The organism is Adlercreutzia mucosicola DSM 19490, from assembly GCF_000422625.1.
In the GTDB taxonomy this organism is placed as follows: Bacteria; Actinomycetota; Coriobacteriia; order Coriobacteriales; family Eggerthellaceae; genus Adlercreutzia; species Adlercreutzia mucosicola.
In genome coordinates, this window is sequence record NZ_AUGK01000008.1 from 40,890 (window position 1) to 61,037 (window position 20,148).

General features: G+C 66.6%; 16 protein-coding genes. 1 reads left to right on the top strand and 15 read right to left on the bottom strand.

The genetic code is table 11. The features are described from left to right. From G503_RS0105890 to G503_RS0105950, 13 genes are all read right to left on the bottom strand, one after another. Positions 1–630, bottom strand: coding sequence for a DUF47 domain-containing protein (locus G503_RS0105890; protein WP_028026845.1), 630 nt, complete (start codon positions 628–630; stop codon positions 1–3). Positions 631–648: 18 nt separating this feature from the next. Then, positions 649–1,704, bottom strand: a complete 1,056-nt coding sequence (locus G503_RS0105895) for an inorganic phosphate transporter (RefSeq protein WP_028026846.1) — start codon at positions 1,702–1,704, stop codon at positions 649–651. Positions 1,705–2,025: 321 nt separating this feature from the next. Continuing rightward, positions 2,026–2,700 carry an MBL fold metallo-hydrolase gene (locus tag G503_RS0105900; RefSeq protein ID WP_028026847.1) on the bottom strand — a complete coding sequence of 225 codons (675 nt, stop codon included), beginning with the start codon at positions 2,698–2,700 and terminating at the stop codon, positions 2,026–2,028. A gap of 3 nt (positions 2,701–2,703) precedes the next feature. Continuing rightward, positions 2,704–5,004, bottom strand: a complete 2,301-nt coding sequence (locus G503_RS0105905; protein ID WP_235715508.1) for a RelA/SpoT family protein — start codon at positions 5,002–5,004, stop codon at positions 2,704–2,706. 100 nt (positions 5,005–5,104) lie between these two features. Next, a complete protein-coding gene (gene recJ / locus G503_RS0105910; protein WP_028026849.1) occupies positions 5,105–8,443 on the bottom strand; it encodes a single-stranded-DNA-specific exonuclease RecJ in 3,339 nt (1,112 codons plus the stop codon). 333 nt (positions 8,444–8,776) lie between these two features. Beyond that, positions 8,777–10,486 (bottom strand): phosphoenolpyruvate--protein phosphotransferase, encoded by a 1,710-nt coding sequence (ptsP, locus tag G503_RS0105915; protein ID WP_028026850.1) that lies wholly within the window; start codon positions 10,484–10,486, stop codon positions 8,777–8,779. Between the two features lie 4 nt (positions 10,487–10,490). Beyond that, the gene (locus tag G503_RS0105920; RefSeq protein ID WP_016309265.1) at positions 10,491–10,754 is read right to left on the bottom strand and encodes an HPr family phosphocarrier protein; all 264 of its coding nucleotides are present in this window, start codon (positions 10,752–10,754) and stop codon (positions 10,491–10,493) included. A 172-nt stretch (positions 10,755–10,926) separates the two neighbouring features. After that, positions 10,927–12,936 carry a PTS fructose transporter subunit IIABC gene (locus G503_RS0105925; protein WP_028026851.1) on the bottom strand — a complete coding sequence of 670 codons (2,010 nt, stop codon included), beginning with the start codon at positions 12,934–12,936 and terminating at the stop codon, positions 10,927–10,929. Between the two features lie 18 nt (positions 12,937–12,954). Further along, complete coding sequence (locus G503_RS0105930; protein WP_028026852.1) at positions 12,955–13,929, bottom strand: 1-phosphofructokinase family hexose kinase; 975 nt, start codon at positions 13,927–13,929, stop codon at positions 12,955–12,957. A 208-nt stretch (positions 13,930–14,137) separates the two neighbouring features. Next, positions 14,138–14,794 carry a preQ(1) synthase gene (gene queF / locus G503_RS0105935; protein WP_257482914.1) on the bottom strand — a complete coding sequence of 219 codons (657 nt, stop codon included), beginning with the start codon at positions 14,792–14,794 and terminating at the stop codon, positions 14,138–14,140. Positions 14,795–14,854: 60 nt separating this feature from the next. After that, positions 14,855–15,550 (bottom strand): 7-cyano-7-deazaguanine synthase QueC, encoded by a 696-nt coding sequence (gene queC, locus G503_RS0105940; RefSeq protein ID WP_035022038.1) that lies wholly within the window; start codon positions 15,548–15,550, stop codon positions 14,855–14,857. Between the two features lie 116 nt (positions 15,551–15,666). Further along, a complete protein-coding gene (locus tag G503_RS0105945; protein WP_051190980.1) occupies positions 15,667–16,452 on the bottom strand; it encodes a radical SAM protein in 786 nt (261 codons plus the stop codon). A gap of 68 nt (positions 16,453–16,520) precedes the next feature. After that, positions 16,521–16,946 carry a 6-pyruvoyl trahydropterin synthase family protein gene (locus G503_RS0105950; RefSeq protein WP_028026856.1) on the bottom strand — a complete coding sequence of 142 codons (426 nt, stop codon included), beginning with the start codon at positions 16,944–16,946 and terminating at the stop codon, positions 16,521–16,523. Positions 16,947–17,060: 114 nt separating this feature from the next. Between G503_RS0105950 and G503_RS16865 the strand changes: the two genes are divergently transcribed. After that, positions 17,061–17,189: a hypothetical protein gene (locus G503_RS16865; protein WP_257482913.1), complete on the top strand. Its 129-nt coding sequence runs from the start codon at positions 17,061–17,063 to the stop codon at positions 17,187–17,189. Positions 17,190–17,260: 71 nt separating this feature from the next. Here G503_RS16865 and G503_RS0105960 read toward each other — a convergent pair whose 3' ends face one another. Together G503_RS0105960 and G503_RS0105965 are read right to left on the bottom strand one after the other, a co-directional pair. Next, complete coding sequence (locus G503_RS0105960) at positions 17,261–17,878, bottom strand: IMPACT family protein (RefSeq protein WP_028026857.1); 618 nt, start codon at positions 17,876–17,878, stop codon at positions 17,261–17,263. Then, positions 17,878–19,707: an ABC-F family ATP-binding cassette domain-containing protein gene (locus tag G503_RS0105965; protein ID WP_028026858.1), complete on the bottom strand. Its 1,830-nt coding sequence runs from the start codon at positions 19,705–19,707 to the stop codon at positions 17,878–17,880. The genes G503_RS0105960 and G503_RS0105965 overlap by 1 nt, the downstream gene beginning before the upstream one ends. Positions 19,708–20,148: the final 441 nt, after the last annotated feature.

The following is a 20,148-nucleotide window of genomic DNA, read 5'->3' on the forward strand; positions in this document are numbered from 1 at the left end:
CTACATGTTCTTCAGCAGGATGGTGCTCATCAGGTCGGCCGTGTGCTCGCAGGCATCGCAGCAGCTCTCCATGAAGGCGTACAGGCGCGACCACTTCATCACGTGCATGGGATCGTCCGCGTGGTTCACGTGCAGGTTGCGAATCACCTCAACGTACAGCGCGTCGGCCTCTTCCTCGTAGTTGCTCACATCGATGACCAACTGCTTGAACGACTTCGACTTCTTGAAGTTGCGGAAGTCCTCCATAGCGGCATCCACCGCCTTGCACGACTTGCGGATGAGCGTCGCGAAGCGCTTGGCGTCCTCGGGAACCCCATGGACGTCGAACATGTACAGGTACTGCAGCACATCCTCGATCTCATCCAGAATGGTGTCGAGGGCCTGGGCCAGAGCCACAATATCCTCGCGATCGAAGGGGGGCATAAAATCGCCGCCGACATGCTTGTAGATGTCGTGGTTGATCATGTCGCCCGCGTGCTCCAGCTCGTGGGCCTCGTCGAGCACCGCGCGCAGCGCCGAGGCGTCGGTGAAGTCCTCCATGGCGCGGATGAGGACGCTCGCCTCCTGCACCGCCAAGTCGGACAGCTCTTCGTACGCGTGGAAGTAATCGTACTTGTGCTTCTTTGCCACGGGGAACTCCTTTTCGCTTTACAGAATGCAGAGGAACAATTTCGCGCAGATGAAACCGAGGATGCCGCAGCCGGGGAAGGTGAGCACCCAGGTTTTCACCATGTCGATGGCAATGGACCACTTCACGCCCTTGGGGTTCTTGGCCGCCCCCACGCCCATGATGGCCGTGGTGTTCGTGTGCGTGGTGGAAACGGGCAGGCCCCCGAAGGTGGCCAGAAACAGGCTGGCAAACGTGGACAGGCTGGCCGCGAAGCCCTGGAACGACTCCAGCTTCACCATGTCCATGCCCACGGACTTGATGATGCGCTCGCCGCCCACGGCCGTGCCGATGCCCATGTTCAGCGCGCAGAACACCATGAGCCACAGCGGCAGGGTCACATCCGACAGATCCATGCCCATGCCGGCGGTCATCATAATGGCCAGCATGAAGATGGACATGAACTTCTGGCCGTCCTGGGCCCCGTGCATGAACGCTACACCGGCACCCGAGCAGATCTGGGCCCATTTGAAGAACGAGTTGGCCCTCTGGCGATTTACGCTGCGAAACATCCGCCCGATCACCTTGTAGTTGAGCCAGCCCAGACCAAAGCCGAGCAGAGTGGACAGCAGGATGCCGTAGATCACCTTCATCCACTCGGCGCCGTTGATGGCGTCGAAGCTGCCCTGCACGGCGATGGCCGCACCGGTCAGGCCCGCGATGAGCGAATGAGACTGCGAGGTGGGGATGCCGAACCACCAGGCCGCCACCCCCCACACGATGATGGCCACCATGGCCGCCATCAGCGCTGTGAGCGCCTGGTGGGAGTCGCCGCCGAAGTTCACCATGGAAAAGACGGTATGGGCCACGGCCGTAGAGACGAGCGACACGAGCAGAAGGCCCAAGAAGTTGAAGATAGCCGCCATAATGATGGCGTGACGCGGCTTCATGGCACGAGTGGAAACCGCTGTGGCGATGGCGTTGGGAGCGTCAGTGGCACCGTTCACCACAATGACGCCGATGTTGAGCAGCGTTACCACCAGCAGAATAGGGTTCTGCACAAGCTCAGAGAGGAAAAACGTCCACTCGATGGTCACGGAGTTCCTTCCAACGGTCGAATCTGCGCCAAAAAGCGCAATAAGTAGAGTCTACCCCAAGACGCTCCGTCAGCAAGACAGAGATGCGTAGTTTTTTTTCAAGAGTGGAGAAGATGTGTCCCCTAGGAAAGAGTCTCCCCCTCGACCTCGCGGTCGATGAGCAGCAACAACTCGGCCCGGGAGTGCACTCCCGACTTCGCGTGCCCGCTTCCGCCTTGCGGAAAAGGCCGGGGCCCGACTCCCGCAGGATATCGGGCCCCGGCCCCTGAAAACTGACCCTCCCCTGCGCGCCCCGCACCCCCTCCCGGCGGGGCGCTCCTCTTACTCCGGATCGCCGAACAGGGCGAACACGCGGCGGCGCTCGGCGCCGATGGTAGTGAGGCTGTTGTGCCCCGGCAGCACGGCGGTGTCGTCGGGCAGGGCCGCCAGCTTCTTCAGCGAGGCGCGCATCTCGTCCATGGAACCGCCCTCGAAGTCGGTGCGGCCGATGGTGCCGGCAAACAGCGTGTCGCCGGACACCAGCACCGGCAACCCCTCGGGATGGTTGCCGAACTGCGGGATATTGAACAGGCAGATGGAGCCCTTGGTGTGGCCCGGGGTCGCGATGACCTTCCACTTCATGTTCCCGACCTCCACCACATCGCCATGGGCCACGACGCGATCCAACGGACAGGGCACGGGGTCGTCGTCCACCACGTTGGCAGCCGGATTCTCGATAGCCGGCGCCTCGATGGCCGAGGCGATCACCGGCGCGCCGGTGGCCTCGCGCAGAGCCGCGGCGGCGCCCACGTGATCGGAATGGCCGTGGGTCAGCACGATGGCGTCCAGCTTCGTTCCCTCCAGAGCCGCCAGGATCTTATCGGCATTGCAGCTCGGGTCCACCACCATAGTGCCCTCGCCGTCGGAGATGATGTACACGTTGTTCGCCAGAAAGCCCATGATCAGATACTTCACATCGACGCACAAGCCGCTGACCTCGTACAAGTTGGTTGCCATTGCCTATCCTTTCTTCGTTGCGCCCTGGGGCATCATGCGCCGGGCGTCGAACACGCCGTCCACATCGGACAGGCGCTTGGTCACACGCTCGATGACCGTCAGGTCGGACACCTGGAACAGAAAGCGCATCTCGACCATACCATCGCGGTGGGTGGTCGTGTTGCACGACAGCACGTTTGCTCCCATTTCGGAAATAACCCGGGTCACGTCCAACAGCAGATTCATGCGGTCCAACGCCTCGATGAAGATCTCCACCTGATAGCTGGCCGCCGCCGAGGGAGTGCCCTCCCATTCCACCTCGATGATGCGCTCGGGATGGCGCTTCAGATCCAACGCGTTGGGGCAGTCGGCTCGATGCACCGACACGCCGCGCCCGCGGGTCACGAACCCCAGGATGTCGTCGCCGGGCACGGGATTGCAGCAGCGCGACAGGCGCACGAGCACATCGTCGACGCCCTTCACCACGATGCCCTGGGACGTGTGGGTCTCGTGCTTCTTCGGCCGCTTCACACTCGTGAGCATAGGAGCCATGATGCCCGTGGACGACGCCGAGGTGCCCACCGTGGGCTTGTCGGCCTCCTCGTTGCCCTTGTCCACCAAGATCTTCAGCAGACGGTTGCTCACGTGCTGGGCCCGCTCCTTGCCAGCGCCCACCTGCACGAACATATCGTCGGGGTCCTTGAAACCCATGGACTCGGCCACCAGCTTCAAGGCGCGCAGCGACTGGGCGTTGGAGATGCCCAGGCCGTGCTTGCGCATCTCGCGGGCCAGCATGTCGCGCCCCATCTGCAAATCGTCGGAGCGGGTCACCTTCGAGAAGTAGGAGCGGATCTTGCTGCGGGCGCTGGGAGTCTTCACCAAGTTCAGCCAGTCGCGGGAAGGGCCGGCGCTCTTCTGGGTGAGCACCTCCACGCGATCGCCCACCTGCAGCTGGTAGGACAGGGGCACAATGGAGCCGTTCACCTTCGCGCCCACGCAGTGGTTGCCCACCTCGGTGTGGATGGCGTAGGCGAAATCGATGGGCGTGGACCCGGCGCGCAAGCTCATGACCTCGCCCTTCGGCGTGAACACGAACACCTCGGTGTTGTCCAGGTCCATCTTCAGCGATTTCAAAAACTCGCGGGAGTCCTCGGTCTCGTCCTGCCAGTCCACCATCTGGCGCAACCAGGCCAGCTGGGCATCCAGGCTGTCCTTGCCGCCGGGGCGCGAGGTGCCGGTCTCCTTGTAGCGCCAGTGGGCCGCCACGCCGTATTCGGAGTTGCGATGCATCTCCTCGGTGCGGATCTGCACTTCCAGGGGGCGTCCCGCCGGGCCCATGACCGTGGTGTGCAGCGATTGGTACATGTTGAACTTCGGCATGGCGATGTAGTCTTTGAAGCGCCCGGGCATGGGGTGCCACAGGGTGTGCACCGCGCCCAAAGCCGAGTAGCAGTCCTTCACCGACGTGGTGATGATGCGCACGGCGATGAGGTCGTAGATCTCGGAGAAGCCCTTGCCCTTCTTCGTCATCTTCTGATAGATGGAGTACAGGTGCTTGGGGCGCCCCATGATCTGGGCCGTGATGCCCAGCTTGCCCATCTCCTCGCGCAGCACGGCGATGACGTCGGCCAGATACTTCTCGCGCTCGGTGCGCGATTCGGTGACCATGCGGGAAACCTGCTTGTACTTGTTGGGCTCCAGGTAGAAGAACGACAGGTCCTCCAGCTCCCACTTGATGGAGTTGATGCCCAAACGATGCGCGATGGGCGCGTAGATCTCCAAGGTCTCGCGGGCCTTGAAGATGCGGCGGTCCTCGCGCAGGGCAGCGAGCGTGCGCATGTTGTGCAGGCGGTCGGCCAGCTTGATCACGATGACGCGGATGTCCTTGGACATGGCCACGAACATCTTGCGAATGGTGGCGGCCTGCTCGTCAGTGAGGCTCTCCACCTCGATGCGGGTGATCTTGGTGACGCCCTCCACGAGCGCGCGCACCTGGGCGTTGAAGGTCTTCTCCACCTCTTCGGCGGTCACCTTCGTGTCCTCCACGGTATCGTGGAGCAAGGCGGCGGCGATGGTCTCGGCGTCCATGCGCAGATCGGCCAGGATGATGCCCACCTCGATGGGGTGGATGATGAAGGGCTCGCCGGACTTGCGGCACTGGCCCGCGTGGGCCTGGGCCGCGAACTCGAAGGCGCGCTTGAGCATGGCCTCCTCGTCGGCATCCATATAAGCCGCCGTGAGCCGCGCCAGCTCGGCAAAGCGGCCCTCGGGCGTGGAAGCGGCCGAGGCGGCGGACTGGCCCGTGGGATCGGGTCGGCCGAGCAGCGCGTCGACGGTCTGCTTCGTCGCCGCCCCGCTCGCCGCGACCGGAGCCGCGCAGGCGTTGATATCTTCCTTGTCGGCGCTCACCGGCGCCTCCCTTCTCCTATTGGTTGCGGCCGCCGCGCGGCACGATGGGGTGCGACAGGTGCACGGTGAGCCCCTGGGCGTCCTGGCCCAAGGCCCAGCGGCAGAAGCCCCCGAAGCCGTCCCGCTCGTCGAGCCCCTCGCGGTAGCGCACCGAGTCGGTCAGCTCCACCTTCGACACCTCTTCCCGCACGCGCACCCACAGCGCCGGGCGGCCCGCCTCGTACACGGTGCGCGTCTCGATGAGCCCCAGCTCGCGGAAGACCGCCAGGCCGCAGGCGGCGGACACGGGGCTCACGGCGCGGAAGCTGTCCGACGCCGCGTGGGCCAGATCGGCCTCCCCTATGCAGAAGTAGTCGCTGTCGCACTGGCGCTGCAAGCTGCGCAGGCGGCGGTACACCTGGGCCATCACGTCGTGGTCGGGCGTGGCCTCGGCCAGGATGCGCTCGTTGAGGGCCGCATCCCCCCGCCCGTACAGCAGGTGCACCCAGGCGGGCTGGCCGTCACGACCGGCGCGACCGCTCATCTGGTTGAACTCCACGTCGCTGAAGGGCAGATGATACAGTACCACGTGGCGGATGTTGGGGATATCCACCCCTTCCCCAAAGGCCGAGGTGGCCACGAGCACCTTCAAGTCGTCGTTGCGGAACAGCGCCTCGATGCGCTTGCGCTCGTCGCGGGACAGCCCCGCGTTGTAGAAGCCGATCATGCAGGCCAGCTGGGGAACCCGACGGCGCAGCTGCCGCGCCAGGGCCACCGAATGCTCGCGGGAGTTCACGTAGATGACGGTCTTCTCGCCCCGAGCGATCAAGGTGGCCAGGTAGTCGTCGCGATGCGCGATGTTGCGCTGGTCGTCCACGAACAGGTTGTCGCGGCCGGTCTCGTCGATGACCGACTCGCGCACGGGCAGCACTTCCCCGATGTCATCGGCGATGGCGTCGTTGGCCGTGGCCGTCACGGCCAGCACCGTGGGCGCCCCCAGACGCGCGAGCGCATGGCCCAGCTGCGTGTAGGCCACGCGCTGGCCGGCCTTGGCCTGGCCGATGTGATGGGCCTCGTCCACCACCACGAACTTGATGCGCCCCGAGGCGGCGAATTCGTCCACGTGGAACATGAGGTACTCCGGCGTGGTCAGCACGATATCCAGCGTGCCGTCGGCCAGGCCGGCGTACACGCGCCCCCGCTCCTCCGGCGTGCTTTCGCCGGTGATGACGGCGCTGGCGATGCCGAAGCGCTCCAGGCTCGCCCGCAAATGGAACACCTGGTCGGCGATGAGCGCGCGCAGCGGGTAGATAAACAGGCTCGCATCGCGGCGCGCGAGGGCCTGCACGGCGGCGTGCACCTGAAAGCACAGCGACTTGCCGCGGCCCGTGGCCATCACGGCGAAGGTGGACTGGCCCGCCCGCAGCGCATCCAAGATCTGGCGCTGGGCCGGATGCAGCGGCGCCTCGCCGATAATGGCGGCCACCACGGCCGCCTCGAGCCCCTCGGGATCGCGCTCGGCCACGGCCTCCCAATGGCGGCGCAGGGCGGCCAGGTCGGGAGCCGGCGCCTCGTCGTCCCCCTCCCCGCAGGCATCGGCGCACAGCACCTCGTCGGATTCCGCGAACAGATCGGCGAAGAACGACAGGGCGTCGGGATCCAGGCAGGCCTCCAGGGCGCAGCAGATGCGCGCCGGGGCGATGGCCTCCAGCATGGCCTTCACCGAATGCCGCCCGCGCCATTCGTCGATCTGCACGGTGAAGGCGGCGTCCACCACCGCGTCGTTCACCAGAAGCGCGTCGATGGCGGCGCAGTGGAACATGATGCCGGCCACCGAGGCCCGGCCGTTGGTGAGCGTGCAGGCGAAGTGGTCCTTAGTCTGGCCCACGGCCCGGGTGTTCGCCAACGTCACGCCCTGGGCCAGAAACACCGGCTGGGGGTTCTCCTGGCCGAATGGGGCCAGACGGTCCACCAAGGCCACGGTGTCCAGGGTCAACTCGTCCAAATGCACGCAGGCGTCCACCGTGGTCAGCGGATGGAACGCCGCCTCGGGCAGCTTCTGCATGTAGGCATCCAAGCCCTCGGCGAACTTCCGCAGGTTCTTCGTGGGGATGGTCACGCCCACGGCCGCCCCGTGGCCGCCGAAGCGGGTGGTCAGGTGCGAGAGCGACTCCACGGCCTCGAACAGGTTCACATTGCCCACCGAGCGGCCCGACCCGCGGGCCTCCTCTCCGTCCACGGTGAACAGCAGCGACGGCACCCCATAGGTGTTTACGAGGCGGGAGGCCACGATGCCCTTCACGCCCTCGTGCCAGCCCTCGCCGGCCACCACGAGCGCCCGCTGGCCCCGGTAGGTCTCGGCGGCCTGTGCCTTCGCGATGTCGGACAGCTCTGCCTCGATGGCGCGGCGCTGGTTGTTCACCTCTTCCAAAGCCTCGGCCATGGTGCAGCAGTCGGCGTAGTTGTCGCACATCAGCAAATCGAGGGCCAGGTCGGCGTTCCCCATGCGCCCGGCCGCGTTCAGACGCGGGATGAGCGAGAACGACAGGTTCGTCGCCGTGAGCACCTTGCCCGCCTGGCCCGTGGTGGCCAGAAGCGCCGCGATGCAGGGGCGCGGGTTCGCGTTCATGCGGGCCAGGCCGTCGGCCACGAGCGCCCGGTTCTCGTCGCGCATGGGCATGAGGTCGGCCACCGTGCCCAAGGTGGCGAAGTCGGTGTAACTGCGCCACAGGTGAGGGAACCCGAGGCGCGCGCCCAGCATCTGCACGAGCTTCAGAGCCACGCCCACCCCGGCCAGAATGGCACTCGGACAGCCCGGCTCCATCTTCGGATCGGCCACGCACACGTTCTCGGGCACCAGGTCGGCGGCCTCGTGGTGGTCGGTGATGTACACCTCGATGCCGGTCTTCACGATCTCGGCCACCTCGTGCTTGCAGGCGATGCCGCAGTCCACGGTGACGATCACGTCGGGAGCCAGCTCGCGGACGCGCTCGAAAGCGGCGGCGGTGATGCCGTAGCCCTCGTCGAAGCGGTGCGGGATGAAGGGGAAGGCACAGCCGCCCAAGGCCCGCAGGCCGCGGGTGAGCACCGTGGTGGCCGAGATGCCGTCCAGATCGAAGTCGCCGAAGACCACGATGCGCTTCTTGGCCGCCAGGGCCGCCTGCAAACCGTCGGCCACCTCGGCCAAGCCGGGGATATCGTAGGGATTCAGCCAGTCGCGATCGAGCGAGGGGGAGAGAAAGCGCTTGGCGGCGCGCACCGTGGTGATGCCGCGGGCCACAAGCGTCGTCGCGATGAAGTGGGGCAGGCTGAGGTCGTGCTGCAAGCGCGCGACGATGGCGGGATCGGCTTCCCGAATGCTGAACTGGGCGGTCATGGTGACAGGCTACCTAACATGCTCAAACTCTTGTGTCTTGCCGTCCATTTTCGCATAAAGGCCCGCGCCTGTCACCGCCGCGGGAGGCTCTCGTTACAATTCACAGAACCCAACCGGCGCCCCATGCGGTCTGCGCAACGCTTGGGCAGCAGAAAGCGGCCCCTCCTCGAAAGCACCGCAATCTACGGCAGAGCGGGCGGGCTGAAGCCCGCCCCTACGGGGGGGGCGCAAGCCGTGGAGGCGCAAGCTGCGGGGGGGACCGTAGGGGAAGGCTCCAGCCCTCCCCTTCAACCGAAAGGCCACCCCGGCTCTAGCGCCATGAAAGCGGCGGCGCTACGCGGACGCCGCCTTCAAAAGGTCGAGCACCTCGTCGGGGGTCACCGCCTCCATGACTGCCGCGGCCAGGGCGCGGGCCTTCTCGTGGTTCCACCCGGCAATGGCGGCGCGGGTGGCGAGGATGCTCGCGGGCCCCACGCTGTACTCGGTGAGCCCGAAGCTGATCCACAACGGGATGAGCAGCGGATCGGCGGCCGCCTCGCCGCACATGCCCACGGGAATACCCGCCTCTGTGCCGGCGGCAATGACCGAGCGGATGGAGCGGAGCACCGCGGGGTTGAAGGTGGAGTACAGGTAGCGCACTCGGTCGTTGCCGCGATCCACCGCCATGGTGTAGCCGGTCAGATCGTTCGTGCCGATGCTGAAGAAGTCGGCCTCGGCCGCCAGCGCATCGGCCATGAGGGCCGCCGCCGGCGTCTCGATCATCACGCCCACGGGCACGTCCTTGTTGCAGGCGACGCCCTCGCGGGAGAACTCGTCGGCGTAGCGGCGGATGAGGGCGCGCACCTGGCGCAGCTCCTCCACGCCGGTCACGAGCGGCACCATGATGCGCACGTCCCCGAAGGCGCTCGCCCGCAAAAGCGCCCGCAGCTGGGTGCGGAACACGTCCTCGCGGGCCAGGCAGTAGCGAATGGCGCGGAAGCCCATGAAGGGGTTGTCCTCCTTCTCCAGGCCCAGGTAGGGAATGTCCTTGTCGCCGCCGATGTCCAGGGTGCGGATGATGACGGGGCGCCCCTTCATGATGAGGGCCGCCTGCTGGTAGGCGCGGAACTGATCCTCCTCGGTGGGCATCGCGCCGCCGTCCATGAACAGAAACTCGGTGCGGAACAGGCCCACGCCCTCGCCGTCGTTGTCCACCACGGCCCGGGCGTCCTCCACCGAGCCGATGTTGCCGAACAGTTCCACCTGGCACCCGTCGGCGGTGACGGTCTTCTTCCCCACGAAGCGCTGGAGGGCCTCCTTCTCGCGGCGCAGGGCCTCCTGGCGCACGCGGGCCGCCGCAAGCTCGGCCTCATCGGGCGCCACGGTTACCACGCCTTCGCCACCGTCCACGATGACCTGGGCCCCCTCGGGCAGTTCCTGCACCGCATCCGGCACGGCCAGCACGGCAGGAATCTCCAGGGCGCGGGCGAGGATGGCCGAGTGGCTCGTCATGCCGCCGGTCTCCGTCACAATGCCCACGACGTTGTCGCGGTCGAGGCCGGCGGTCATGGAGGGCACCAGATCGTGGGTGACGAGCACGGTGCCGCGGGGCACGCGGGACACATCCACCTCTCGCACGCCGAGCAGCTGGCAGAGCACGCCGCTCTTGATGTCGCGCACATCGGCGGCCCGCTGGCGCGTCAGGTCGTCGTCGGCGGCCTCGAACATGGCGGCGAAGGTCTCGCACACCGTATCGAGCGCCGCCTCGGCGCACTGGCCGGCGTCGATGAGATTGTCCATCTCGGCCACCATGAACGGGTCGGAGATCATGAGCACATGGCCCTCGAGGATGGCGGCCTCGGCATCGCCCACGCGCCCGCGCACCACCTCGGCCTTCTCGCGCGTGAGCACCGAGAAGGCCTCGATGGCGCTATGCAGCCGCCCCTTCTCCGCCTCGGCGTCGGCCACTTCCACTACCTCGTAGGCAAGGCAGGGCTCGGCGATGACCATCACCGTGCCGATGCCCAGCCCCGGCGAGGCGGCAACGCCCTCAAGCGCGGCCATGGGGCTACTCTCCCAGGCCCGACTCGATAAGCTGGATGGCCGCGTCGAGTGCCGCCTGCTCGTCGGCGCCCTCGCAGCGCACCTCGACCTCGGTGCCGCACTTGATGCCGGCGGCCACAATGGCCATGAGGCTCTTCGCGTTCACTTCCTTGCCCGCAGCCACGATGGTGACATCGCTTGCGAAGGGCGCCATGGCCGAGGCCAAGACACCGGCCGGACGCATGTGCAGGCCGCTGCCGTTGGTGAGGGTGATCGTCTGGGAAACCATAGTTTTCTCCTTATCGTCAGGTCGAATGCTTCTGTCTGCCGCCAAGCGCTCCCGCTAGGGGCGCTCGGCGATGGGCCGCTCCCGTCGGGTGCTCCCACCGGGGCACGTGCACCGGAGCGCTCCCGCCGAAACGCTCCCGCCGGGACCCGCGCCGGAGGCTCTTGCCGCCGCCCTAGGCCTCAGTGCGCTTCTTCTTCAGCAGCGCGAGCATGAGCATGCCCGCAACCGAGCCGACCGCAAGGGCCACCAGATACATGAGCGCGCCGCCGATGACGGGCACCACGAAGATGCCGCCGTGGGGCGCCATGAGCGTGCAGCCGAAGAACCACGACAGGCCGCCGGCCACAGCCGAGCCCACCACGCAGGAGGGGATGACGCGCAGCGGGTCCGAGGCAGCGTAGGGAATGGCGCCCTCGGTGATGAACGACAGGCCCATGATGTAGTTCACCGGGCCGTTCTTGCGCTCGTCGGCCGTCCAGCGGTCCTTGAAGAAGGTGGTGGACAGCGCGATGGCGATGGGAGGCACCATGCCGCCGATCATGACCGAGGCCATGATCTGGAAGCTGGCGTCGGTGCCGAGGGCGAGCATGCCGGTGCCGAACACGTAGGCCGCCTTGTTGAAGGGGCCGCCCATGTCGATGGCCATCATGCCGGCCAGAATCATGCCGAGCACAATGCCGAAGTTGTTATCGGAAAGCCAGGTGAGCGCATTGGACATGCCGGTGTTGATCATGCCCACGAACGGCCCGACCGCGCACATGATGACGGCAATGGCCCCCAGGCCCGCCAGCGGGTAGATGAGGATCTGCTTGATGCCGGCCAGCGAGTCGGGCATCTTCTCGCACAGCTTCTCGATGCCGAGCATGGCGTAGCCGCCCGCGAAGCCCGCAAGCAGGCCGCCGAGGAATCCTGAGGGAATGTCGCCGCCGGGCAGCCCGAAGGTGGAGCCGAGCGTGGCCATGAAGCCGCCGACGAAGCCCACCACCAAACCGGGGCGGTCAGCGATAGACTGGGCGATGTAGGCGGCGAGGATCGGCACCATGAAGCTGAAAGCGAAGCCGCCGATGGTCTTGAACCAGGCCGAGATCGGCGTGCCGGTGCCGAAGTTGCCGTCCTGGGGCACCCCGGCGATGCCATCGATGAGGAAGGCGAGCGCGATGAACAGGCCGCCAGATACCACGAAGGGCAGCATATGGGAGACGCCCTCCATGAGGTGCTTGTAAATCTTGCGGCCAGCGCTCTCGCCCGCCTCGTCCTCGGCAGCCGCCGCATTCGCGCCGCCGGCGTGGTGGTACACGCGCGCGTCGCCCGCCAGGATGCGGTCGATGAGCTCGTCGGGCTTGTTGATGCCGTCGGACACCTTCACGATGACCGCGGGTTTGCCGTCGAAACGGGCCATCTCCACTTCCTTGTCGGCAGCCACGATGATGCCGTCGGCGGCGGCGATTTCCTCGCGGGTCAGGCGGTTCTTGGTGCCCCCGGTGCCGTTGGTCTCGGCCTTCAGGGCGATACCGCGCGCCTCGGCGGCCTTCGTGAGCGCCTCGGCGGCCATGTAGGTGTGGGCGATGCCCGTGGGACACGCTGTCACCGCCAGGATGCGGAAGCCGTCGGCCTTGCCGTGCTCCTCGGCATAGGCGGCCTTGGCAGCGTCGATGAGGGCCTCGGTGCCTTCCATGTCGCCTTCCATATCGGCTTCGGCCTCGGCCTCCACCGCCTCGGCGAAGCGCTCGCGCTCTTTCGCGTCGATGGCGGCGAGGAACGCCTCGGGGGTTTCCGCCGCCATGAGCTGGGCGCGGAAGTCGAGGTCCATGAGGATGGTCATGAGCCGCGAGAGCACCTCCAGGTGCACATCTCCCCCGTCGTCGGGCGCGGCGATCATGAACAGCAGCGTGGAGGGAGCCCCGTCCGGAGCGCCGTAATCCACCCCGGCAGGCGCCGTCATGGCCGCAAGGGACGCCCGCTTCGTGGCCGCCGTCTTTGCATGGGGGATGGCGATGCCCTCGCCCACGGCCGTGGTGCCCTGGTTCTCGCGGGCGATGATGGCCTCGCGGAAGGCCTCCTTGTCGTTGAGGTTTCCGGCACCGTCGTGCAGCTCCACGAGCTGGGCGATGGCGCCGGCCTTGTCGGCGGGCGCGCCACCGATGGCAATGGCCCCGGGTTGAAGCAAATCGACAATTCTCATAGACGAACCGCACTCCTTTCAGTTGCAGGGTTCCACGAAAGTGACAGGAAGCAGGTCGGATACCTGCCCCGCCGATGCCAAAGAGGGAGAGAAGGCCGTGGCGGAGCCGGCCGCCAGGCCGAGGCGCAGGGCGTAGACGGCGTTGTCCGCGCCAGGGCAGAGCGACTCGCAGCCGGGAAGGGAGGCTCCCGCGAGCCCCGCCAGAAAACCCGCCACCATGGAATCGCCCGCGCCCACCGAGTTCACGAGGGCGCCCGCCGGGGCCGCGCCCCGGGCGACAAGCCCCTTCGCGTCCACCAGCAGCGCTCCGGCCGCACCGCAGCTGACGAGCACGAAACGGGCGCCGGCCCGGGCAAGGTCGCGCGCAGCAGCTACCACGGCGGCCTCGTCGGCGGCATCGCAGCCGGCCAGCTCGGCCAGCTCGTGGTTGTTGGGTTTTACGAGGAAGGGCCGTGCGGCGAGGGCCTCGGTCAGGGCCGAGCCCGTGGTATCGACCGCGCATCGCGCGCCGTGCTCGGCGGCAGCCGCGGCCAGATCGGCGTAGAGGTCCGCCGGGCAGCCCGGCGCCAGGGAGCCCGACAGCACAAGGCAATCGTCCGAGCCCAACCGCTCGATGCGGCGACGGAGCGCCGCGATGTCGGCCGGGCCCACCGCCGGACCGCAGCCGTTGATCTCCGTCTCTTCCAACGAGCCGTCGGCGCGGGGGCGCTTCATCTTCACGTTGATGCGGGTCTGCCCCGCATCCAGGCGCACGAAATCGCAGGGGACGCCGGCGGCCTCCACGCCTTCCACGAGCGCCGTGCCCGTGGTGCCGGCGATGAACCCGGAGGCGCACGCATCTTGGCCGAAGCGGTGCAGCATGGTGGCCACGTTCACACCCTTGCCGCCGTAGGACAGATCATCAGCCGCCGATCGGTTCGTGACGCCCTCGGCGAAAGCGGGCAGGCGCATCATCCAATCGAGCGCCGGATTGCACGTGACGGTGAGAAACATTGCGGTCCTTTGGGTCGACCCTAGTCTGCCAGGGCGCAGTATAGCACCGCAGCCCCGCAACGCTCAGAGAAAGCGTCGACTTTTTCACGTCCCGTCAGCAAGCCCGCGCGCGGCCGTTTGCGAGGCGCACCCGCACGGCACGCGCCCGCAAGGCGCCCTCGCCGGACGCGCCCTTGCGCTCAGCTTTAACGTCCGGCCACACGGCCTCCTAGCGGTTGTCCACCTTCTCGGGATACAGGTCGTGCTGGGTCAGGCGCTCCCAGGCCACCTTCTCCCACGGCGTGCCGGCACGGCCGTAGTTGCAGTACGGGTCGATGGAGATGCCGCCGCGCGGGGTGAACTTGCCCCACACCTCGATGTACTTCGGATCCATGAGACTGATGAGGTCCTTCATGATGATGTTCATGCAGTCCTCGTGGAAGTCGCCGTGGTTGCGGAAACTGAACAGGTACAACTTCAGGCTCTTGGACTCCACCATCAGCTCGCCGGGCACATAGGAGATGTAGATAGTGGCGAAATCCGGCTGGCCCGTGATGGGGCACAGGCTCGTGAACTCGGGGCAGTTGAACTTCACGAAGTAGTCGTTGCCCGGATGCTTGTTGACGAAGGTCTCCAACACCGAGGGGTCATAGTCAGTGGGGTACTGCGTGCCCTGGCTGCCCAGGTGAGTGACGCCGCCGGCACGGGTCTCGTCCTCGTCGCGGCCCGCGAGGGAGCCGGCGTCCACCTCCCCCGCCGTGCGCTTGAGGTGGGCGGCCACCGCCGCCAGAGCGGAGCTGTCCACGGAGCCCTCCGCGGCGCGGCTCTCGGGAGCGTCGTGCTTCTCGTCACCGAACAGGGCTTCGGCCATTTCCAAAGGTTTCAAGGGTGGCTCCTTTCTCAGGGCGCCTCTTGGGCGCTCGGGGCTTGCAGGCGCGCGATGTCGCTACTCGCCAGAGGCGAGCGCGGGGTCTTCAACGTGGTTGGCGGCGAAGGCGGCCGCACGGTCGAGGCAGGTGGCGCACGCACCGCAGGGAGCCGCGCCGCCCTCGTAGCAGGACCAGGTCAGCTCGTAGGGCACCCCAAGCGTCAGCCCCTCGGCCACGATGTCCGCCTTCGACCAGGTCACGAACGGGGCCTCCAGGCGCAGCTCGCCGCCAGTGCCCTCGGCGATGGCAGCGGCCATGGCCTCCACGAACGCCGGAGAGCAATCGGGATAGGCGGCGCCGGCCCAGTCATCGTGGTGGGCGCCGTAGAGCACCACTGAGCAGCCCAGGGAAAGGGCCATGGAGGCCGCCGAAGACAGGAACAGCCCGTTGCGGAAGGGCACGTAGGTGCTCACGATGCCCCCCGCGGCCGCCTCTTGCTGCTCCCCGTAGGCACCCGTGGGAACCGCCTCGTCGGAATGGGCCAGCAGCGAGCAGGCGCTGTCGGCGAAGATGGCCCCCAAGTCCAGGAAGCGCTGCTCCACCCCGTAGTGGACCGCTACGGCCCGGGCCGCCTCGATCTCGCGGATGTGCTTCTGCCCGTAGCTGATGGACAGGGCGTAGACGTTCTCGGCCCCGAACCGGGCCACGGCCCCGGCGAGTAGCGTCGTGGAATCCACGCCGCCCGAGCACAGTACGAGGGCCTTTTCCTGCATAGTCACTCTTCCTTCTTTCGTTCCAGAGGGACGACGCGCTCGGCGGAATACCGCATCCGGGCGAGCGCCACCGGTCGGGCAAGGCGCCCCAGCCCGCGCCCCTCTTCCCTGCCGTCCTAAACGCCCCGGCTCTCGTTTGGCCAGATGATCTTGTGCAGCTGCAGCTGCAAGCGAGCGCGGTCCAGGCCATGCTCGATGAGGTAGGCCGCGATCTCGGCCGGCTCGATGGCGCCCCACACGGGGCTCACGAGCACCTGGCAGCGGTCCCACAGCCCCGCCTCGTCGGCCCGCGCTTCCATGAAGGCCAGGTCCTCCTCGCTGCCCACGACGAACTTCACCGCGTCGCGTGAGTCCAGCAGGTCGTAGCTCTCCCGCCGCATGGCAGCCGACACGGCCTCGCCGGCCGTGGGCGTCTTCCAATCCACGGTGAAGTGCAGACTGCCGGGCAGCCCCGCCTCGGCGCACGCCTCGCGCAAGTGGGCCATGGGGGCCAGATCGCGCGAACCGTTGGTCTCGATCTCCACGCGCAGGGGTCGCGGGCTCTCCACCGACAGCAGCGCCTGCACCAGATCGGGCAGGTAGGGCTGCAGCAGCGGCTCGCCGCCGGTGAGGGTCACGCAGGACACACCGGTTTCGGCCACCCAAGCCAGAAGCTGGGGCACGCTCCACCCTTCCACCTCTACGAGGGGATGGTTCGCCCAGCGCGTGTCGCAGTAGGTGCACCACATGTTGCACCCGGCGAACCGGATGAAGGCCGCCGGGCGGCCAGCGGCGAGCCCCTCCCCGTTCAGGCTCACGAACTTCTCGGCCACGGGGAACAGCTGCGCCCGCGCCGCAATAGTATGTCGCGCCTGGTGCCGCTCGGCATCCAGCAGGCCGTCGTTCTCTTCCTCGGGTACCATACCTCAGGCGTCCTTTCGCTCGCCAACCAACTGCAATCCAAATTCTTCCCCAACCTGCGGAAGATCTGCTACGCATCCTTCCGGTAGTAGGCGCAGTTGTTCGGCGTCTCGTACACATCCACTTGGGCTACGGGCAGCCCCATCTCGGCCAGAGCGTCGAAGAACCACTTCGCAAGGTTCTCCGCCGTGGTGCGGAAGGGCATCATGAATAGCGCGAAACCCTCGCGCTCGAGGCAGGCCAGCGTATCGGGGGCCAGCGAGCCCTCCTCGATGATGAAGTGGTGATCGAGCCGCTCGGTCAGCGACCGCAGGGCGCCTTTGAAGTCGCCGAAATCCACCACCATATCCTTGCACGTGCCCTCGGTCTGCAACTCGGCGACCTCCAGATAGGCCACCACGCGCCACCGATGCCCGTGCAGATTCTCGCACTTGCCATGATAGTCAGTCAGAAAATGAGAGGCATCGAAGCTGCTCTCGGTCTTCAATCCGTACATATCGAATTCTCACCAATCTACGAACATTTGTATGATACACTATTCCACGCAGGGAGCACTCAGCCCACTGCACACACCCCCACACCATGCTAGCTACGAGAGGGGGTGATGCAGATGAGCGAAATGCTGGCCTGGGCCCAAGTCTTGGTTGGAGTTGCCACATTTATTGTAGCTGTTTTGACGCTACAAAAAGAGAACCCGCCGAATAACGGCGGGAACTCCAACAAAGAGGGCGAGGACTAGGCACCCTCGCCGAAGGGCGTTCCGCTTGGGGCGCCCTTCTTTAGGCAAGAGTATCTTACCACACTTCTGCGCTAGAAAGCCGCGTCGAAGGGATCGGTCACGATGATTTCACTTTGGCCGCGGGTGAGCTCGGTGAGCTTCTCCAGGAAGAGGGCCTGGGTGCCGTCGAGCATGCAGAAGGTGAGCAGCACGTTCTCGGCGAAATCGCTCTCTTGCAGCCGGGCGCCGCAGGCCTCGGCGATGCGGCACACGGGCTCGTAGAGGTTGTAGGGCACCTCCGTCATGACGTCCACACAGCGGGACACCACCACGATGCGAGCCGCCTCGATGGCCGCTTTCGTAGCATCGGTGTAGGCGCGCACCAGACCGCCCGTGCCGAGCAGGATGCCGCCGAAGTACCGTGTGACCACCACGGCCACGTCCTCCAGACCCGCGTGCTGGATAGCCTCGAGCGTGGGCATGCCCGCCGTTTTGGCCGGCTCGCCGTCGTCGGTGTAGCGAATGCGGCCGCCGCGCAGCACGTAGGCATACACATTGTGGCGCGCCATGCGGTGGGCCGCCTTCACCTCGGCGATGAAGGCAAGGGCCTCCTCCTCGTCAGCCACCGGCGCGATGCGGCCGATAAACCGGCTCTTCTTCTCGACGATCTCCGCCTCGGCAACCTCGGCTATGGTCTGATACGCAGCCACTACTCCCCCAGCTTCTCGGCGGCGTCGAGCCATTCGAGCCCCAGGGCCTCTATCTGGTCTTGGAAGTCGGCGATCTCCTCCTGCATGGCCGTGAGCACCAGATAGTCGGACTGGTCGGCCTCGGCCATCTCCAGCTGCTTCTTCTCGATCTTGCCCTTTAAGGTGCCGATCTTCTTCTCGTTGGAGGCCATGAGCTTGCGCAGCTCGCGCTGCTCGCCGCCGGAAAGCGCCGGGGCCGTGCGTTCCGCGGGCTCCCCGGACGCCGGCTTCCCGGGCACGGCCTTCGCCGTCGCCTTCGCGGAGGAAGCCTCGGCCGCTTCCCGCTCGGCTTCTTCCGTCAGGCGCAGGTACTCGTCCACGCCGCCCGGCAGGTGGCGCACCTTGCCGTCCACGAGGGCGAACTGGTGGTCGGTCACGCGTTCCATAAGATAGCGGTCGTGGGTGACGAGCAAAAGCGTGCCCGGCCAGCCGTCGAGCAGACTCTCCACCGCGGCCAGCATGTCGGTGTCCAGATCGTTGCCGGGCTCGTCCAGGATGAGCACGTTGGGCTCGTCCAGCAAGATGAGCATCAGGGCCAGCCGCCGCTTCTGACCGCCCGACAGGTCGCACACCGGCTCGTTCTGGTCGTCCTTCGTGAAGCCGAGCCGCTCCAGCAACTGGCCCGGCGTCATCTCCTTGCCGTCGAGCATCGTGCGACTCGAATAGCGGCTGATAACCTGGCGCACCCGATCGTCGCCGAGCTTCGTCAGCTCGTCCAAATGCTGGGACAGCACGGCGAAGCGCACGGTCTGGCCGATCTTCACGCGCCCGCGATCCACCGGCTGCAAACCCTGGATGATGCGCAGCAGCGTGGTCTTGCCGATGCCGTTACCGCCCACAATGCCGTAGCGGTCGCCGGGGCCGATGATCCAGTCCACGTCGTCTAAGATGACGCGGTCGCCGAACCGCAGCGAGGCATCCTGCAGCTCCACCACCGTCTTGCCGAGCCGCGCCATGGCCATGCGCTTCAGCTCCAGCTCATCGCGCAAAGGCGGCACGTCGGCGATAAGCGCCTGGGCCGCGGCCACGTGGAACTTGGGCTTGGTGGCCCGGGCCCGCGCCCCGCGGGAGAGCCACGCCAGCTCACGGCGCAGGGCGTTCTGCCGCTTCTGCTCGACCAGGGCCTGCAAACGGTCCCGTTCCACCCGCTGCATGATATAGGCGGAGAATCCGCCCTCGAAGGGCCACACCCGCTGTCCCTGCACTTCCCACATGGCCTCGCACACCTCGTCGAGGAACCAGCGGTCGTGGGTGACCACAAGCAGCGCGCCGTCCCCCGGCCGCCAGCGGGTCTTCAGGTGGTCGGCCAGCCAGGTGATGGCGGCTACGTCCAGGTGGTTGGTGGGCTCGTCCAACATGAGCACATCCCAGTCGCCGATGAGCAGCCGCGCCAGATCAACGCGGCGGCGCTGGCCGCCCGACAGCGTGCCCACCGGCGCGTCCCAGGCCACATCGCCCAGAAGCCCCGCGATGATGGAGCGGGTACGGGCATCGCCGGCCCACTCGTACTCGGGCACATCGCCCACGACGGCCCGCTCCACGGTGTCTCCGTCGGCAAGGCCGTCGGTCTGCCCGAGCACGCCCACCGACACGCCGCGAGTGCGGATCACGCGCCCGTCGTCCACTTCCACCTCGCCGGCCAGCACGCGCAGAAGCGTCGACTTGCCGTCGCCGTTCTTGCCCACGATGCCGATGCGCGCCCCCTCGTCCACGCCGAGGGACAGCTCGGTGAACACCGTCTTCGTGGGGAAATCCACCCGCACCTTTTCGCAACCGAGGAGAAATGCCACGAAGGCCGCCTTTCACATCGCCGGGCCGCCGCTCCCTTCGAGGGACGATGGCCCTGAGAGCCGATTACGGCCGTCAGAACGGCTCTCCAGGGAGAGAGCCTCGTTCTGCCAGTCGATCAAATGTGCCGTCGATTATAAACCATGGCCCCTTCCGAAGGCCGCCATAAACCGCAGCCCCTTGAAAGCCGTCCCATCTGGAACATGCATCTTGAAGCACTGGCCGCTGAAAGTGGCTGCAAATTGCGAAAAGTTGACACCGTCGCCTCTTTCAGAGCCAAACGATCGTGGCTCTCGTCGAAAAAGCGCAGGTAGCGGTTATCCATTTCTAACTTATTGAGAGCAGACCGTCAACTTTTCGCAATTTGAAGCCACTTTCGACGATTCGTTTCGAAAACCCGGCAATCGGCCCGCTGCGAACGAGCCCGCTGCCCCCGCGCCCGG

Excerpts from the sequence above, each read along its gene's own strand:
- G503_RS0105900 (WP_028026847.1), bottom strand. The coding sequence starts at position 2,700 with ATGGCAACCAACTTGTACGAGGTCAGCGGCTTGTGCGTCGATGTGAAG.
- recJ (WP_028026849.1), bottom strand. The coding sequence starts at position 8,443 with ATGACCGCCCAGTTCAGCATTCGGGAAGCCGATCCCGCCATCGTCGCG.
- ptsP (WP_028026850.1), bottom strand. The coding sequence starts at position 10,486 with ATGGCCGCGCTTGAGGGCGTTGCCGCCTCGCCGGGGCTGGGCATCGGC.
- G503_RS0105920 (WP_016309265.1), bottom strand. The coding sequence starts at position 10,754 with ATGGTTTCCCAGACGATCACCCTCACCAACGGCAGCGGCCTGCACATG.
- G503_RS0105925 (WP_028026851.1), bottom strand. The coding sequence starts at position 12,936 with ATGAGAATTGTCGATTTGCTTCAACCCGGGGCCATTGCCATCGGTGGC.
- G503_RS0105930 (WP_028026852.1), bottom strand. The coding sequence starts at position 13,929 with ATGTTTCTCACCGTCACGTGCAATCCGGCGCTCGATTGGATGATGCGC.
- queC (WP_035022038.1), bottom strand. The coding sequence starts at position 15,550 with ATGCAGGAAAAGGCCCTCGTACTGTGCTCGGGCGGCGTGGATTCCACG.
- G503_RS0105945 (WP_051190980.1), bottom strand. The coding sequence starts at position 16,452 with ATGGTACCCGAGGAAGAGAACGACGGCCTGCTGGATGCCGAGCGGCAC.
- G503_RS0105950 (WP_028026856.1), bottom strand. The coding sequence starts at position 16,946 with ATGTACGGATTGAAGACCGAGAGCAGCTTCGATGCCTCTCATTTTCTG.
- G503_RS16865 (WP_257482913.1), top strand. The coding sequence starts at position 17,061 with ATGAGCGAAATGCTGGCCTGGGCCCAAGTCTTGGTTGGAGTTGCCACA.